The sequence below is a fragment of the Halomonas kalidii genome, from assembly GCF_030010475.1.
GTDB classification, from domain to species: domain Bacteria; phylum Pseudomonadota; class Gammaproteobacteria; order Pseudomonadales; family Halomonadaceae; genus Halomonas; species Halomonas heilongjiangensis.
In genome coordinates this window covers 1-16027 of sequence record NZ_JASCQN010000016.1, presented here as the reverse complement: position 1 = coordinate 16027, position 16027 = coordinate 1, and the positions used below count along the sequence as shown (strand labels likewise).

The following is a 16027-nucleotide window of genomic DNA, read 5'->3' as shown; positions in this document are numbered from 1 at the left end:
ACTGGAAGGATTCCGCCCAGCCCACTGGAAGTTGCCGCCATGGACCCCGTCATGCTGCGTGCCATCGAGCGCATCCTGGTCGTGCTGTTCGCCGGCATGGCCATCTATCTCGGATACCGGTTGTTCCTGGCGGTGCCCACCCACCGCGACAGCGACGGCAAGGTGACCCTGCCCGGCGGCACCGAGGTGGTGCTGAACCGCGCTGCGCCGGGACTCTTCTTCGCCCTGTTCGGCAGCGTGGCCCTGGGCATCTCGCTGTACAGCGCCGTCCAGGCCACCTCGGCACCGCCCATGACGACCGGCGATGCCCCGACGCTGGCCAGCTACTCCGGGCTCGTCCCGGAGGCCGGGGGCATCGACCCCACCCTGGAGCAGGCCCAGCTGCGTCGACTCTTCTTCACCCTCAATGCCTTGGTCGACGCCTCCTCCTCGGAGGGCAGCCAGGCCGTGGCCGAGCGTGGCGACCTGCGCCAGGTGAAGCTGCGACTGATGCGTACCGCCTGGCTGGACGGCTGGGGCGACCATGCCGCCTTCAGCGACTGGGCCAACGGTACCGATGCCCGGGGGGAGCCGCCGGATGCCCGCTTCTCCGCGCCGGCGGCCCTCTACCATCAGGGCAGGGACCGGCCGTGAATACCGGCTGGCGGCTCGGCCTGGCCCTGTCCTGCTGGCTGCTGGCCTCACCGGCCGCGGGCATGGCCGGCCTCTACGACGAGGCGACCCTGGCGTACTGGTCGAGGATCACCCCCGAGGACATCCACCGCGTCCTAGACGAGGACCTGTCGCCGGCATTCGAGGCCGAGGAGCGCGGCCGGCTGGCAGGCGTCGAGCTCGCCTTCCCGCTGCGTTGCCCCGTGCCCGCCAGCGAGCCCTTCTGCTACTACCAGCAGACCCTGGCCGATGGCCGCCGCCAGGTGGTGATGTCGGTGGCCTCGCTGCGCCTGTTCGGTGACCTCGCCCTGGCCATGGCCTGGCTCCAGCTCGAGGGCCTGTCGATCGAGACGCCCTCACAGTACCTGGCCATGCTGCGTCACCGCCGGCCCGAGTCGTTTCCCGAGGGGCGCTACCCGCCGCCGCTCGCGGCGCTGGGGGTACCCGATGACGTACGGGAGCGTAAGGAGGTGATGGAACTCTACGGCAAGATCTTCACCTCCTCGGTGGTCTTCGTGCTGCTCCACGAGCTGGGGCATGCCCTGCACCGCCATCCGGGCTACGGGCCCGAGGTGTCCCGGGAGGCGGCCCGCCGTCACGAGGCCGAGGCCGACGATTTCGCCCTGGACGTCATGGCCCGGCTCGCCTATCCGCCGCTGGGCATGAGCGTCTTCTTCACGCTGCTGGCCCACTGGGAACCCAATCGCTGGCACTTCGCCGACGAGACGGCCTATCGGGCCCATCTGGCCGACGCCACCCATCCATTGACCTCGGACCGGCTGAGGGGGCTGGCCGCGGCCCTGGCCGAGCGCCGCGACGCCTTCGCCCGGGCCGAGCCGGACTTCGCCGCGGCCCGCGAGCGGATCGACGGCGTGGCCGACGAGATCGGTCGCCTGGCGGGCTTCCTGGACGATCGTGACATCCAGGAGGGCATCGTGCGCCTGGGGCGTGCCACCGAACCGGCCGTGCTGCGGCCGCGGCGAGAGGGTGAGCTGGTCATCGACCCGGCAGTGCCTGCCGCCGGGCAGCCCTTCGCGGGTACCTTCCAGGGCACGCTCGGCGATGCCTCGGGGGAGTTGCCGGTGTGGTTGGTGCTCGAGCGGCAGGGCGACCGGGTCCAGGGGGTGTTCACCTACGGACTGGGCCTGGGCCATCTGGAGGGTGAGGTGCAGGCGGGGCGCCTGCATTTCGGCTGGACCCTGGGTCTTGAGCAGGGGCTGGGCGTGCTCGAGGCGACGGCGGACGACGGGCGACTGCACGGCAGTTGGGGGCGGGAGCGTTCCGCCGACGATGGCGGTCATTGGGAGTTGTGGCGAGAGGAGCTCGAGTAGGAAAGCCGGCCCCGTGGCAACGACGAGGGCGGAGCAAGGCCGACACTTCGCGATCGGCGTGCTGTCGGCGGGTAGACAGCGCCGGACGTCGGTGTCAATGCTGTCGTGGCATCCAGCGGCCGCTGTCGTTGGGCAGAGCGAGGGAGGACGGCGGATGAGCGACCAAGACTTCACGCGGCGTGCCGGGCTCGGCATGATGCTGCTGTTCTGGGCGCTGTTCATCGGTGTCGGCACCTGGTGGTTCCAGGGCTTTCTCGAGGGTCAGCGCAACCCCAATGCCCACCTGGTCAATGCCGTGGGGGAGGGCGAGCCGGTCACCCTGGAGCGCAACCGCGCGGGTCACTTCATGGCCACCGGCCGCATCAACGGCGAGCCGGTGGAGTTCCTGCTCGATACCGGGGCCACCTACGTGGCCTTGCCCGCCGGCCTGGCCGACCGGCTGGGCCTGGAGCGGGTGGGCTCGGCCTGGTTCAATACAGCCAATGGACGGGTGCGCGGCGATCTCACCATCCTCGACGAGGTCAGCCTGGGGGGCTTTTCCGCCGCCGAGGTGCGCGGCTCGATCAGTCCGGGCCTGGAGGGCGACGTCGCCCTGCTGGGGATGAGCTTCCTCGACCGCTTCGACATCGAGATCCGCGCCTCGCGCATGGTCCTGCGCCCGGCACGGCAACCCTGAGGCGCCCATGTCGATCCCCCCGAGAGGCCGTCGTGCCGAGCAGCCGCGGGAGATCTCCGGCCCCGGCTGGCTGGACATCCTGTGGCGCGTCAAGCAGGAGATGAGCGACGACCGTCTCACCATGCTGGCCGCCGGTATCGCCTTCTATGCCCTGCTGTCGCTGTTTCCCGGCATCGCGGCGGTCATCTCGCTCTGGGCGCTGGTGCTCGACCCCCAGGACATGGCACGCCAGATCATCGAACTGAGTCGCTTCCTCCCCCAGGACGGGGCGAAGCTGATCGAGGAGCAGGCCCGCAAGATCGGCGACAACACCGATACCGGGCTGAGCCTGACGGCCCTGACCAGCCTGGTGATAGCGATGTACGTGGCCTCCAAGGGCGTGCGTGGCCTGATCGTCGGGCTGAACGTCGTCTACGGCGAGGACGAGCGCCGCGGCCTGGGCCACCGCACGCTGGTCATCGCCGCCCTGACCCTGGGACTGATCGTGCTGACCCAGGTCACCATCGTGTTCATCGCGCTCGTTCCCCTGGCCATCGGCATGCTCGGCCTCGACGACACCCCGGTCAGGGTGATCGGCTGGCTGCGCTGGCCGGTCCTGCTGCTGCTGATGATGTTCGTCATTGCCGTGCTCTACCGCTTCGGCCCCTATCGGCGCTCGCCGCGCTGGGAGTGGGTCAGCGTCGGCACCGTCACCGCCACCCTGCTGTGGTTGCTCGGCTCCGGTGGGCTCTCGCTCTATGTCGGCCATGTGGTGAATCTGGGCGAACTCTATGGCTCGCTGGGCGCGGTGGTGGTACTGATGCTGTGGTTCTGGCTCTCCGCCTTCGTCGTATTGCTCGGTGCCGAGATCAACGGTGAAATGGAGCGCCAGACCCGGCACGACACCACCATCGGCGAGTCGCGGCCCATGGGAGAGCGTGGCGCCCATGTGGCCGATACCCTGGGCCCGAGGCGCCGCGATCGCTCCAGCGACACGCCCGACCAGGGAGAGAACCCGTGATCCTCAAGCAACAGCTCGGCATCGACCTGCCCATCCTCCAGGCCCCCATGGCGGGCGTGCAGGGGGGCGACCTCGCCGTGGCGGTCTGCGAGGCCGGCGGCCTCGGGGCACTGCCCTGCGCCATGCTGGGGCCGGACGCCATGGCGCGTGAACTCGAAACCATCCGAGCGCGCACTCGCGCACCGCTCAACGTCAACTTCTTCTGTCATACGCCCCCCGAGCCCGACGCCGGCCGCCAGGCGCGCTGGCACCGGGCGCTGGCGCCCTACTACGCCGAGTTCGGCCTCGACATCGAGAGCGTGCCGGCGGGCGCCGGTCGCCGGCCCTTCGACCACGAGGCCTGCGATCTGCTGGAGGCCGTCCGCCCCGAGGTGGTCAGCTTCCACTTCGGGCTGCCGGCGCCGGCACTGCTCGAGCGGGTCAAGGCCTGGGGCGCCACGGTGCTGTCGTCGGCCACCACGGTGGAGGAGGCGTTGTGGCTCGAGGCCCGGGGCGCCGATGCGATCATCGCCCAGGGGCTCGAGGCGGGCGGCCACCGTGGCCTCTTCCTCTCCGACGACCTCACCACCCAGGTCGGCACCTTCGCCCTGCTGCCCCAGGTGGTGGCGGCGGTCGAGGTGCCGGTGATCGCCGCCGGCGGCATCGGCGATGCCCGCGGAGTGGCGGCGGCCCTGGCGCTGGGCGCCGACGCCGTGCAGGTCGGCACCGCCTTGCTGTGCTGCCCGGAGGCGACCACCACACCGATTCACCGGCAGGCGCTGATGAGCGAGGCGGCTCGCCACACGGCCCTGACCAACCTCTACAGCGGCCGCCCGGCGCGGGGCATCGTCACCCGCTTGATGCGCGAGCTCGGCCCCATCGGCGAGGTCGCCCCGGCCTTTCCGCTCGCCACCGCGGCCATCGCCCCGCTGCGTGCCGCCGCGGAAGCGCAGGGCAGTGGTGACTTCTCGCCGCTATGGGCCGGGCAGAACGCCAGCGGCTGTCGCGAGGTCCCCGCCGCCGAGGTGATCGCCGAGCTGGCTGGATATGACGAGGGGCGCCGGGGACAGGCCGAAGAGGAGGTCTTTTGCCAGGGAAGGCCAAAGTAGCGCCCAGGGAGGGGATTACAGCGCCTCCTCGCAGGCCTGTCGTCGGATCAGCCCCGAGAAACGGTGAGCCAGCCTGTCGAGGCTGATATCATGGATGTATGACCAGTATCTCGCCCGCCGCCTCCCTCGAGGATCCCTTCTACTACCTGGCCAACTTCCGCTTCGTGCTGGGCTGGGTGAGCGAGCGCCACGCCGACCTGCTGGGCGAGGCCGAACGGGACTTCCTGGCGACCTTCGAGGACCTGCCGCGTGCGGCTCAGGCTCTGCTGGTGCGCATGGTGATGCGCAAGGGCGAGCACTTCCGCCTCGCGAGGCTCGTCTATGCCGAGATCGGCGATACCGCCGCGGCGCTCTCGCCGCTGATCGACGCCGGCTGGGTCGAGCCCGATCCCGGGCTGACCCTCGACGACCTCTTCCGCCAGCTGCGGTTGCCCGAGCTGCGTCGGGCGCTTGCCGACGAGATCGCCGCCGCCGGGCTGCCCGCCGCGACCGGCAAGGCGGCGCTGTACGAGGCGCTGGCGCCACGCCTCGGCGACGGCCGTCGGCTGGCCGCCTGGTGGCCCGAGGCGCCCGATCGCATCGTGCGCCTGGCCGTGATGGAGACCTGCGATCGGCTGCGGCTGATGTTCTTCGGCAACCTGCGCCAGGACTGGGCCGAGTTCGTGCTCGCCGAACTGGGGGTGCAGCGCTTCGAGCGGGTCGCCTTCACCCCCGAATCGCGGGCCTTCCAGTGCCGCGAGGAGGTCGACGCCTACCTAGCCCTGCATCGACTGCGCGAACGCCTGGAGGCCGGTGACTCGTTCGAGTCGCTCCGCACCGAACTGCCGGCGGTAAACGGCGACAACGGCTGGTTGGCGGGGCGCCGGGCCCGGCTGCTCCTGCAACTGGGCGTGGTCGCCGAGCGTGCCGGGGAACGCGAGCGGGCGCTCGCCCTCTATGCCGAGGCCGGGCCAGGCGAGCCGCGCATCCGCCGCCTGCGCCTGCTGGAGCGGATGGGCGAGCATGCCTGCGCCCATCAGCTCGCCGAGCGGGCCGCCCGTGAGGCGCTCGGCGAGCAGGAGTACCAGGCGCTGGAGCGACTGCGCCCGCGGCTGAGGCGGCGGCTGGGCCTGCCGCCGGTGGCGAGTGTCCCCGAGCCCGTCACCGAGCGCTGGGCTCTCGCGTTGCCCGGCCCGGTGGCGAGCGTGGAGCTCGCGGTGCGCGACCACCTGAGCAGCGCCTCGTCGCCGGTGCACTATGTGGAGAACACCCTGCTCACCGGTCTGTTCGGGCTGCTCTGCTGGGAGGCCGTGTTCGCCCCGCTGCCCGGCGCCTTCTTCCACCCCTTCCACGGTGGACCGGCGGATCTCCACCGCGAGGACTTCGTCGCCCGGCGCCGGGCGCTGTTCGACACCTGCCTGGGCCGGCTCGACGATGGCAGCTACCGCGAGGCGATACGGCACACCTGGGGCGAGAAACAGGGGATCGTCTCGCCCTTCGTGCACTGGGGCGTGCTCACCGAGGCGCTGCTCGAGCAGGCGCTCGCCGCTATCCCGACGCCGGACCTGCGGGCCTGCTTCGAGCGGCTGCTGGCCGATCTCAAGGCCAACCGCGCCGGCCTGCCGGACCTGATCCAGTTCCTTCCCGAAGCCGATGCCGCCGGTCGCCGCTACCGGCTGATCGAGGTGAAGGGCCCCGGCGACCGCCTGCAGGACAACCAGCGCCGCTGGCTGGCCTTCTTCCACGCTCGCGGCATCCCCGCCGTGGTGTGCCATGTTCGCTGGCAGGACACGGAATGAGCGAAGGCGAGTACCGTGTCGCGGTCAGGGCGCTGTGCGATTTCACCGCCCGGGAGGGCGACCTCGATCATCGCTTCACCCCTGCGCCCAGCGCTCGGGAGGGGATCGCCGGCCACGCCCTGGTGGCCGGGCGCCGCGGTGAAGGGTATGAGGCCGAGCTGCCCCTCTCGGGCCGCTTCGAGGGCCTGGTCGTCGGCGGCCGGGCCGACGGCTATGACCCGGCAGCCAACCGCCTGGAGGAGGTCAAGACCCATCGCGGCGACCTGTCGCGCATGGCCGCCAACCAGCGCGCCCTGCACTGGGCCCAGGTGAGGGTCTACGGCGCCCTGCTGTGTGCCGAGCGGGGCCTGGAGGGCGTCACCCTGGCGCTGGTCTACCTGGAGATCACCACCGGCCGCGAGACGCTGCTGACCGAGCGGGCCTCGGCGGCCGAACTCACGACCTTCTTCGAGGCCCAGTGCCGGCGCTTCCTGGCCTGGGCCGGGCAGGAGGCCGAGCATCGCCTGCGTCGCGATGCGGCCCTGCGCGAGCTCGCCTTTCCCCATGCCGCCTTCCGGCCGGGACAGCGTGAGCTGGCGGAGGGCGTCTACAAGGCGGCGGCCACCGGACGCTGCCTGCTGACCCAGGCGCCCACCGGCATCGGCAAGACCCTCGGCACCCTCTTCCCGATGCTTGCCGCCATGCCGCGCCGGGGGCTGGATCGCCTGGCCTTCCTGACCATGAAGACCCCGGGGCGGCGGCTGGCGCTGGACACCCTGGCGGTGCTGGGTACCGGAGTGACCCCGGCGGCGGGCGAGGCGCCGTCCGAGTGCAGGCAGCCGCCGCTACGGGTGCTGGAACTCGTCGCCCGGGACAAGGCCTGCGAGCACCCGGACAAGGCGTGCCATGGCGAGGCCTGCCCGCTGGCGGCGGGCTTCTATGACCGGCTGCCGGCGGCACGCCAGGCGGCGGTGGCGCGGGGCTGGCTCGACCGCGAGTCGCTGCGCGAGGTGGCCCTGGCGCATCGGGTGTGCCCCTACTACCTGGGCCAGGAGCTGGCCCGCTGGTGCGACGTGGCCGTGGGCGACGTCAACCACTGGTTCGATCACCACGCCATGCTGCACGGGCTGGCCCGGGCCAACGACTGGCGGCTCGGCCTGCTGGTGGACGAGGCCCACAACCTGGTGGAGCGGGCCCGGGGCATGTACAGCGCCGAACTCGACCAGGGGCGGCTCAACCGGCTGCGCCGCTCGGCGCCGCCGGCCCTGGCCGGGCCCCTGGGCCGGCTCGCCCGGCAGTGGCAGCAGCTGGTGCGCGACTCGGGCCCGGCAGAGGAGGGCGATGGGCAACGGCCGGATTATTGCCTTCTGGACGGTGTGCCCAAGGGCATGTCGGGGGCGCTGCAGCGGGCCGTCGCCGCCATCACCGACTACCTGGGGGAGCATCCCGAGGGCGGCAGCGCCGAGCTGCAGGAGCTGCTCTTCGAGGCGCTGGCCTTCTGCCACCTGGCCGAGCAGTTCGGCGAGCATTCGCTGTGTGACCTGACGCGGCGGGGGCGCGGCCGGGCGGTGCTGGGGCTGCGCAACCTGGTGCCGGCGGACTTCCTGGCCCCGCGGTTCGCCGCGGCCCACTGTGCGGTGCTGTTCTCGGCGACCCTCAGCCCCGGCCACTACCATCGCGACCTGCTGGGCCTGCCCGCGGACAGCGTCTGGCAGGCGGTGGCCTCGCCCTTCGCCGCCGAGCAGCTCGAGGTGCGGGTGCGTGGCGACATCTCGACCCGGCTGCGCGACCGCGAACGCTCCACGGCCCCCATCGTCGCCGAGCTGGCCGGGCAGTATCACCGGCGGCCGGGGCACTACCTGGCCTTCTTCAGCAGTTTCGCCTACCTGGAGATGGTGCTGGCGCGCTTTCGTGAGCGGCATCCCGACGTCCCCGTCTGGGCCCAGACCCGCGGGATGCAGGAGGCCGAGCGCGACGCCTTCCTGGGGCGCTTCCTACCGGCCGGCCGCGGCATCGGTTTCGCGGTGCTGGGCGGTGCCTTCGCCGAGGGCATCGACCTGCCCGGCGACCGGCTGATCGGCGCCTTCATCGCCACCCTGGGGCTGCCGCCCGCGGACCCCTTCAACGAGGTGCTCAAGGCACGCCTCGAGACCCGCTTCGGGCAAGGCGACGACTACGCCTACCGGATCCCGGGGCTGATCAAGGTGGTACAGGCGGCCGGCCGGGTGATCCGTGGCCCCGAGGATCGCGGCACGGTGGTGCTGATGGACGACCGCTTCGCCCGTCGCGAGGTGCGCACGCGGTTGCCGGAATGGTGGCGCCTCGGTTGAGGGCGCGTCACGGTGTGCGGTCGCGATGGTGCGGAATCTCCTCCATGCGCGTGGCGATGTCCTCGTCAGCCTCGTAGAGGGCCTCGAGCTCGCGCGCCGCTTCCTGGATGGTCTGGATCAGCTTCTTTTCGTTGCCGAACACCTCGAGCTGTCGCCTCAGCGCCTGCTCGTCGTGGGGACGGAAGGTGTCGATGGTGTGCTGGGCCTGGTCTCGGGAGATGCCCAGGCCAATCAGGGCCTCGCGGGTCAGCTCGAGGCTGGCGGGCAGCAGTTCGCGCACGAGGTTGGTGACCCCGGCGCGCATCAGCAGGTGGGCGTGGTAGCGGTTGCGGGCGCGGGCATAGAGCCTGAGGTGCGGGAAGCGGCGCTTGACCTGCTCGACGATGCGCATGGAAGCCTCGGGGTCGCCCACCGCCACCACCAGCACCCTGGCGCGACCGGCGCCGGCGGCCTCGAGCAGGTCGGTTCGGGAGGCATCGCCGAAATAGACCTTGTTGCCGTAGCGGCGTACGAACTCCACCTGGTCGGCATTGAAGTCGAGGACGGTGTAGGGAATCTTCAGCCCCTGCAGGGCACGGCCCATGATCTGGCCGAAGCGACCGAAGCCGGCGATCAGGATCTCCGGCGATTCATCGCTGGGGCGGTCGTAGGCCGGTTTCGCGCGCTGCGTGCCGAACAGCCTGCGCAGGCCATGGACATGCAACTGGAACAGCAGCGGGGTCGTCGCCATGGAGAGCGAGACCACCAGGATCAGCAGGCTGACCAGGGCCTGGTCGAGCAGCGCGGCGGCCGCCGCGGCGGAGAGCAGCACGAAGCCGAACTCGCCGCCCTGGGAGAGCAGCACGGCGAGGTTGCTGGCCGCCTTCCAACTGCTGCGGTAGAGCCGGGCGGCGAGCATGACGGAGAGCCCCTTGAGCAGCACCAGGCCGAGGGTAAGGCCGAGGATCGCCAGCGGCATCTCGGCCAGCAGGCCGATCTCGGCCATCATTCCCACCGCCATGAAGAACAGCCCGAGCAGCAGCCCGCGGAAGGGTTCGATGTCGGCCTCGATGTTGTGGCGATATTCCGAGTCGGCCAGCAGCACGCCGGCGATGAAGGCGCCCAGCGCCATGGAGAGCCCGGCCAGTTCCATCAGCAGGGCGGCGCCGATTACCACCAGCAGGGCGGTGCCGGCGAACACCTCGCGGCTGCGGGTGGCGGCGGCATAGTGAAACAGCGGCCGCAGCAGGTAGCGACCCCCTATGATCAGCCCGGCGAAGGCGCCGGCGGCGAGGGCCACCTCGCGCAGCAGGGGGGCAGCGCCGTCGGCCATCAGCGCATCGGCGGCGAGGATCGGGATGGCCGCCAGCACCGGGATCGCCGCGAGGTCCTGGAACAGCAGCAGGGCGAAGGCGTGGCGGCCGTGGCGGGTCTGCAGTTCCTTGTGCTCACCGAGCAGGTGCAGCACCAGCGGCGTGGAGCAGAGCCCCAGGCTGAAGCCCACCACCAGGGCCGCGGCCGGCGACAGCCCCAGCGACCAGGCGGCCAGGGCGAGCAGGGCAGTGGTCACCGCCACCTGCAGGCTGCCGAAGCCGAACACCGCCTTGCGCATTACCCTGAGGCGCGCGGGCTTGAGCTCGAGACCGATCACGAACAGCAGGAACACGATACCCACCTGGGCGAACTGCAGTACCCCCTCGGCGTCCGGCACCAGGGCCAGCAGCGAGGGGCCGATGACCACCCCCGCGGCCAGGTAGCCGAGCACCTCGCCCAGCCCCAGGCGCTTGAATACCGGCACGATCAGTACGGCCGCGGCGAGGAAGATCAGGGCGTTGACGAGCAGTCCGGTGGCCAAGGGCGACTCCTTGCGGATGGCGAGGGGAGCCCCCATTCTACCGAGCGAGGGCCTGCCATTCACAAGCAAGGTGTGGGCCAACACCGAGAGGAGGGTGCCATGCGACTCAATGCCGACTTTTCCCGACGGGCGGTGGTGACCCCCGAGGCCTACCGTTGGGTGGCCTCGCCCACGCCCGGCGTGGAGCGAATGATGCTGGATCGAATCGGTGAGGAGGTGGCCCGCGCCACTTCGCTGGTGCGCTATGCACCGAACAGCACCTTCCCCTCCCATGAGCACGGCGGCGGCGAGGAGATCCTGGTGCTGGAGGGCGAGTTTGCCGACGAGCACGACCGCTATCCGGCGGGCAGCTACCTGCGCAATCCGATCGGCACCGCCCATGCGCCGCGGGTCGGGGCCGAGGGGGCACTCCTCTTCGTCAAGCTGCACCAATTCTCGCCGGACGACACCGAGCGCAAGGTCATCGATACCCGCTCGGCCGATTGGCAGCAGGGGCAGGAGGAGGGGCTCGAGGTAATGCCCCTCCACGATTTCGAGGGCGAGCAGGTGGCCCTGGAGCGCTGGGCGCCGAATGTCCGGCTCGCCCCCCGCGACTACCGGGGCGGGGCGGAGTTGCTGGTACTGGAGGGTTCCTTCCACGACGAGCACGGCGACTACCCGGCCGGCAGCTGGCTGCGCCTGCCGCCGGGGGGCCGCCACACGCCCTCCCCCGGGGCGGGAGGGGCGCGGGTCTACGTCAAGATGGGGCACCTGCCCCCCGGCTGAACGCGGCTCGGCTTGGCGGTCACCAATTCCGATTGTGCCGGGTCATGGGGATATGCTACCCATGACCGGACAACCCATTGAACAGCAAAGGAGCATGCATATGGGCATCGAAGTGGGCGGCCTGCTGGGCCTGATCTGGTTGATCATCGTCATCTGGGCCATCGTCAAGGTCGCCAAGAGTTCGGCGGGAGGGGTCGCCAAGCTGCTGTGGATCCTGATCCTGCTGTTCTTCCCCGTGCTGGGCCTGATCATCTGGCTGTTGCTCGGACCCAAGGGGTAGCGATTCCTCAGGCGTCATCCTTCCTCATCGGCGGGGGCCTCGCGGTCCAGCAGGGCCGCGAGCGCTTCGCGATGCGCGTCCAGCGCATGAGCGTGCCCGGGCATGTTCGCCCAGGGGTCCGCCTTCTGGGCGAGGCGGCGAAACAGGTTGCGCATCGTCCAGTCACGCGGGCTCGCCCCGCGCTCGATTTCCGACCATGACAGGGGCGTGGCGACCGGGGCACCCGGCCGGGCGCGTACGGCATAGGGTGCCACCGCGGTGGCCCCGTAGCTGTTGCGCAGCACATCCAGGAAGACCCGCCCACGACGCTTCTTCTTGCGCTGGGCCAGGGTGTAGCGATCCTCGCAGCGGCGGATCAGCAGCAGGGCCGCATCATGGGCGAAGCGTCTGACCGTGTCGAAATCCAGGCTCCCGTCCAGCGGCACTACCACATGGAAGCCCCTGGAGCCCGTCGTCTGCACCCAGGCCGTCAACGACAGCTCCGTCATCAGGACGCGCAGGTCCAGCGCGGCACGTCGCACGACGGCGAAGTCCTCGGTGTGCTCCGGCGGGTCCAGGTCGAAGATCATCCGGTCGGGGTGTTCCAGGTCATCGGCCGGTGACAGGTAGAGGTGGGGCGTGATCATGGCCTGGTCCGCCAGGTAGACCAGGGCCGCGCGGCCGGTGATCAGCGGCGCCATGAAGCTGCCGCCCTCGCGCTTGGGGAAGCGCACCGTCTCGAGCCAGTCGGGGAAGTGGTCCGAGGCGTCCTTCTGGTAGAAACCCTTGCCGTCCAGGCCATCGGGGAAGCGCTGCAGGCTCACCGCATGGCGCTCTAGATGCGGCAGCATGGTGGGGCCGACCCGGGCGTAGTAGTCGATCAGGTCCCCCTTGGTCAGGCCAGCCTCGGGGAAGAACAGCTTGTCGCGGTTCGAGGTGTCGATGCGATGGCCGTCAATGTCCATTTCCGTCCTGGTCCTCCTCGGCCGCGATCTGCTCCAGGGTGCGCCCCGACCGGACGGACTCGGGCTCGGTAGAGGTGGGGTTGCGCCGGGCATCCGCCGCCTCGTCATCGATCTTCACCAGCAGCCAGTCCTTGCCCTGCTCGAGCCGCGTGCGGATCAGCGCATAGCCGCCGCGTAGCTTCTCGCCCTCCAACCAGACGGTGGCGTGGCCGTCGGCGAGCTGCTCGGCGACCGAGGGCGGAGCGTTGTCTTCCTTCAGGTTACGGTAGTGGCCCCGGTCCCAGATCAGCACGGTGCCGGCCCCGTACTCGCCTGCGGGGATCACGCCCTCGAAGTCGGCATAGGCCAGCGGGTGGTCCTCGGTGGGGATGGCCAGGCGCTTGACCCGGGGGTCGGTGGAGGGGCCCTTGGGAACCGCCCAGGACTTCAGCACGCCGTCGACCTCGAGACGGAAGTCGTAGTGCCGGGTGGAGGCATCGTGCAGCTGGATGACGAAGATCGGCCCGTCGTTCTGCTCGCGGCGGGCTTCGTCGGCGATGGGTTCCGGGGTACGGCGGGCCTCGCGTTTCTGCCGGTAGCGTTCGAGGGTGTCGCGGGACTGGGCCATGGGGTCGACTCCCGACCGAGATATCGAGACTAGTCTAGCGTCTTCTCGGCGGTGTCGCGGGGCTCGCCCCGATCGCACTTCACGCATTCGAGCCGCATGCCGAGCCGCGAACGGCGCCCCGCCTCGCTGGTGACCCAGGGACGCTCGACCCAGGGCGGCCGATGGCGCACATGCTGGTGGTGGCCGCAGGCGAGCTCGGCCACCCAGTGGCCCTCCTCGTCGCGGTGGTAGCCGGTGATGGGCTGCCGCATGGCGAAAGATCAGTGACAGAGGCCGTCGTCGCTCATTTCTCGGGGGGGCGGTAGTGCCCCGGCACCCTCACCCGCTCGCCGTTGGGGAGCTGACGAACGTGGGCGGGTACATAGACTCGCTTGATGATGCTCCTGTCGTTGCTCTCGCTCATGGGTGAACCCTCCCTGTCATCCGGCGGACTAAGATCACTACGTTAGCGCCACGCGCGGATGGGAATCAATCCCGCTCAGGATGCCGCTGCCCCTGAGCAAGGCGGGCTATGCTACAGGAAGCATTGTTCGAGGAGTCGCGAGATGGCCAAACGGGGCCGCATGCCGAGCCCTCAGGGGCTGAGTCGACGCCGGTTGCTGCGTCTCGCCGGGGTGGCCGCCGTCGCGTCACACTGGGGCTGGGCGGGCAGCATCACGGCATCAGCCGGCGGGGCGCAGGCTAGCGCACCCACCTGCGTGGCCAGGCCGCGCCAGACGGAGGGCCCCTACTTCGTGGATGCCCGGCTCGAGCGCAGCGACCTTCGTACGGACCCCACCGATGGTACCCGCAAGCCGGGTGTGCCGGTGGTGCTGGCGTTTCACGTCTCCCGGCTCGATGGCGAAGCCTGCACGCCGCTGCCCGGTGCGGTGGTGGATCTCTGGCAGTGCGACGCCTTGGGCGTCTACTCGGGAGTGCAGGATTTCGCGGGGCGCTTCGATACTCGTGAACAGCGCTTCCTGCGCGGCTACCAGGTGACGGATAGCCGTGGCATGGCCCGGTTCACCACCCTCTACCCCGGCTGGTATTCGGGGCGGGCCGTGCATATCCACTTCAAGATCCGCGCCGACCCCGAGGCCGGCCGTGGCCTGGACTTCACCTCGCAGCTGTACTTCGACGACGCCCTGACCGATCGGGTGCATCAGCAGGCCCCCTATGCCGAGAGGGGGCCACGCAATGTGCGCAATGCCCGGGACGGCATCTACCGGCGCAGTGGCGGAGACGAGCTGGTGCTGGAGCTGACCGAAAGCGGGGCGGGCTACACGGGGGCCTTCCGTATAGCCCTGAAGATGAGCTGAGAGCGCCGGCGGTCGTGTCATCCGGGCTGCCCCCAACATGATCATGCCGCCGCCCAAGGCCAGCTCCGCATGGGCGATCGATCCATCGTCGTTGGCATGAACCGCGTGGCGCGCGAATCCCGCCGTTCGGCACAGCCAATCGATGGCAACGAAAAACCCCACCCGTTTCCGGGTGGGGCAGGCGAGACATCGATCCGCTCACCAGTCATGAGCAATCCCGCCTCAGCGTGCCAGTGACCGGGCAGCGAGTGCCCCGGCGCGCGGTGTCAGCTCGACGGCCGCGGGCTGGCGATGGGCGCTTCGCCGGCCGGGCCGGCGGCCCCCAGGTCGGTGGCGATGGCCTCGCCCTGTTCCTGCCAGAGTTGCCGTTCCTCCTCGCTGGCGCGGGGGGAGAACAGGCCGGTCTGCGCATAGAGCAGGCCGATCACCGGGGACAGCCAGCAGGCGAAGGCCAGCGGAATGTACAGCAGGTTCTCGACATTGCCCTCGACGATACCGAGTCCCAGGGCGCTGATCACGAAGGCCCCGCCGGCGTTCCACGGGATCAGCGGCGAGATGAGCGTTCCGCCTTCCTCGATGGCGCGGGACAGGTTGAGGGTCGAATAGCCCATGCCGCGGTAGGTGGGGGCGTACATGCGGCCGGGCAGGGCGATGGAGAGGTAGGGGTCGCCGGCGACCAGGTTGGTGGACACCGAGGTCAGCACCGCCGCGGTCTGCACTCCCTTGAAGCTACGCACCTTGGTCATGATCGCGCGGATGATCGCCTCCAGGCAGCCGGTCTTCTCCAGCGCACCGCCGAAGCCCAGCGCGATGAGCACCAGCGAGATGGTCCACATCATCGACTGGATGCCGCCGCGGTTGAGCAGGCTGTCGATGGCGGCGACGCCGGTATCGATCGAATAGCCGCTGTTGGCATAGGTCAGCACATCGTGCACGCCGACCCCCTGCACGAGCATGGCGGTGACCGCCCCGGCCAGGGCGCCGGCGAACAGCGACGGGATGGGCGGCATGCGCTTGACCGCGAGCGCGATCACCAGCACCGCCGGCAGCAGCAGCCAGGCCGAGATGGTGAAGTTCGCCTGCAGCGCGGCGGTGATGGCATCGATCCGCTCGAAGGAGGCGCCATCGTCGTCGATCAGGGTGAAGCCCGCCACCAGGTAGATGACGAAGGCGATCAGCATCGCCGGGATCGTCGTCGGCATCATGTTCTTGATATGCGAGAAGACGTCCGTGCCGGTGACCGCCGGGGCGAGGTTCGTGGTATCCGACAGCGGCGAGATCTTGTCGCCGAAGAAGGCGCCCGACACCACCGCGCCGGCGGTCCAGTACATCGGGATGTCGAAGCCCGCGCCGATGCCCATCAGCGCCAGGCCGACCGTGCCGACCGTGCCCCAGGAGGTGCCCAGCGCCAGCGAGACGACCGAGCAGAGCAGCATGGCCGCCGCCAGGAAGATGGCCGGCGAGAG

Annotated in this window: 15 protein-coding genes; 10 read left to right on the top strand and 5 right to left on the bottom strand. The window is 70.3% G+C overall.

What is annotated here, in order from left to right; translation table 11 throughout:
- The first annotated feature begins 39 nt into the window (after positions 1-39).
- From QLQ85_RS02885 to QLQ85_RS02855, 7 genes are all read left to right on the top strand, one after another.
- Entirely contained in the window at positions 40-633 is a 594-nt protein-coding gene (locus QLQ85_RS02885) for a hypothetical protein (RefSeq protein WP_282737613.1), read from the top strand.
- Positions 630-1982, top strand: a complete 1353-nt coding sequence (locus QLQ85_RS02880; RefSeq protein ID WP_282737612.1) for a hypothetical protein — start codon at positions 630-632, stop codon at positions 1980-1982. The genes QLQ85_RS02885 and QLQ85_RS02880 overlap by 4 nt, the downstream gene beginning before the upstream one ends.
- A gap of 154 nt (positions 1983-2136) precedes the next feature.
- Complete coding sequence (locus QLQ85_RS02875) at positions 2137-2658, top strand: retropepsin-like aspartic protease family protein (RefSeq protein ID WP_282737611.1); 522 nt, start codon at positions 2137-2139, stop codon at positions 2656-2658.
- Between the two features lie 7 nt (positions 2659-2665).
- Positions 2666-3658: a YihY/virulence factor BrkB family protein gene (locus QLQ85_RS02870; RefSeq protein ID WP_282737610.1), complete on the top strand. Its 993-nt coding sequence runs from the start codon at positions 2666-2668 to the stop codon at positions 3656-3658.
- Positions 3655-4746, top strand: a complete 1092-nt coding sequence (locus QLQ85_RS02865) for an NAD(P)H-dependent flavin oxidoreductase (RefSeq protein ID WP_282737609.1) — start codon at positions 3655-3657, stop codon at positions 4744-4746. Before QLQ85_RS02870 ends, QLQ85_RS02865 begins: the two co-directional genes overlap by 4 nt.
- 98 nt (positions 4747-4844) lie before the next feature.
- Complete coding sequence (locus QLQ85_RS02860) at positions 4845-6524, top strand: VRR-NUC domain-containing protein (protein WP_282737608.1); 1680 nt, start codon at positions 4845-4847, stop codon at positions 6522-6524.
- A complete protein-coding gene (locus tag QLQ85_RS02855) occupies positions 6521-8833 on the top strand; it encodes an ATP-dependent DNA helicase (protein ID WP_282737607.1) in 2313 nt (770 codons plus the stop codon). Before QLQ85_RS02860 ends, QLQ85_RS02855 begins: the two co-directional genes overlap by 4 nt.
- Positions 8834-8840: 7 nt before the next feature.
- Here QLQ85_RS02855 and QLQ85_RS02850 read toward each other — a convergent pair whose 3' ends face one another.
- On the bottom strand, positions 8841-10667 hold the full coding sequence (locus tag QLQ85_RS02850) for a monovalent cation:proton antiporter-2 (CPA2) family protein (RefSeq protein ID WP_282737606.1): 1827 nt from the start codon (positions 10665-10667) through the stop codon (positions 8841-8843).
- 99 nt (positions 10668-10766) lie between these two features.
- Between QLQ85_RS02850 and QLQ85_RS02845 the strand changes: the two genes are divergently transcribed.
- Both QLQ85_RS02845 and QLQ85_RS02840 read left to right on the top strand, forming a co-directional pair.
- On the top strand, positions 10767-11432 hold the full coding sequence (locus QLQ85_RS02845; RefSeq protein WP_282737605.1) for a cupin domain-containing protein: 666 nt from the start codon (positions 10767-10769) through the stop codon (positions 11430-11432).
- Between the two features lie 100 nt (positions 11433-11532).
- Positions 11533-11712, top strand: coding sequence for a PLDc N-terminal domain-containing protein (locus tag QLQ85_RS02840; RefSeq protein ID WP_110282724.1), 180 nt, complete (start codon positions 11533-11535; stop codon positions 11710-11712).
- A gap of 14 nt (positions 11713-11726) precedes the next feature.
- Here QLQ85_RS02840 and ligD read toward each other — a convergent pair whose 3' ends face one another.
- Genes ligD through QLQ85_RS02825 form a run of 3 tightly spaced genes read right to left on the bottom strand, consistent with a single transcriptional unit; the run spans position 11727 to position 13514 of the window.
- Positions 11727-12656, bottom strand: a complete 930-nt coding sequence (gene ligD, locus QLQ85_RS02835) for a non-homologous end-joining DNA ligase (protein WP_282737604.1) — start codon at positions 12654-12656, stop codon at positions 11727-11729.
- Complete coding sequence (locus QLQ85_RS02830) at positions 12646-13263, bottom strand: DNA polymerase ligase N-terminal domain-containing protein (protein ID WP_282737603.1); 618 nt, start codon at positions 13261-13263, stop codon at positions 12646-12648. Before QLQ85_RS02830 ends, ligD begins: the two co-directional genes overlap by 11 nt.
- 29 nt (positions 13264-13292) lie before the next feature.
- Positions 13293-13514 (bottom strand): DUF3565 domain-containing protein, encoded by a 222-nt coding sequence (locus QLQ85_RS02825; RefSeq protein WP_282737602.1) that lies wholly within the window; start codon positions 13512-13514, stop codon positions 13293-13295.
- A 294-nt stretch (positions 13515-13808) separates the two neighbouring features.
- Here QLQ85_RS02825 and QLQ85_RS02820 point away from each other — a divergent pair, with 294 nt between their 5' ends.
- The gene (locus QLQ85_RS02820; RefSeq protein ID WP_282737601.1) at positions 13809-14561 is read left to right on the top strand and encodes an intradiol ring-cleavage dioxygenase; all 753 of its coding nucleotides are present in this window, start codon (positions 13809-13811) and stop codon (positions 14559-14561) included.
- Positions 14562-14827: 266 nt separating this feature from the next.
- On the opposite strand, the gene QLQ85_RS02815 is transcribed toward QLQ85_RS02820, so the two are convergent.
- Positions 14828-16027 (bottom strand): Na+/H+ antiporter NhaC family protein (locus QLQ85_RS02815; protein WP_282737600.1); only part of this gene is annotated, 1200 nt, incomplete at its 5' end.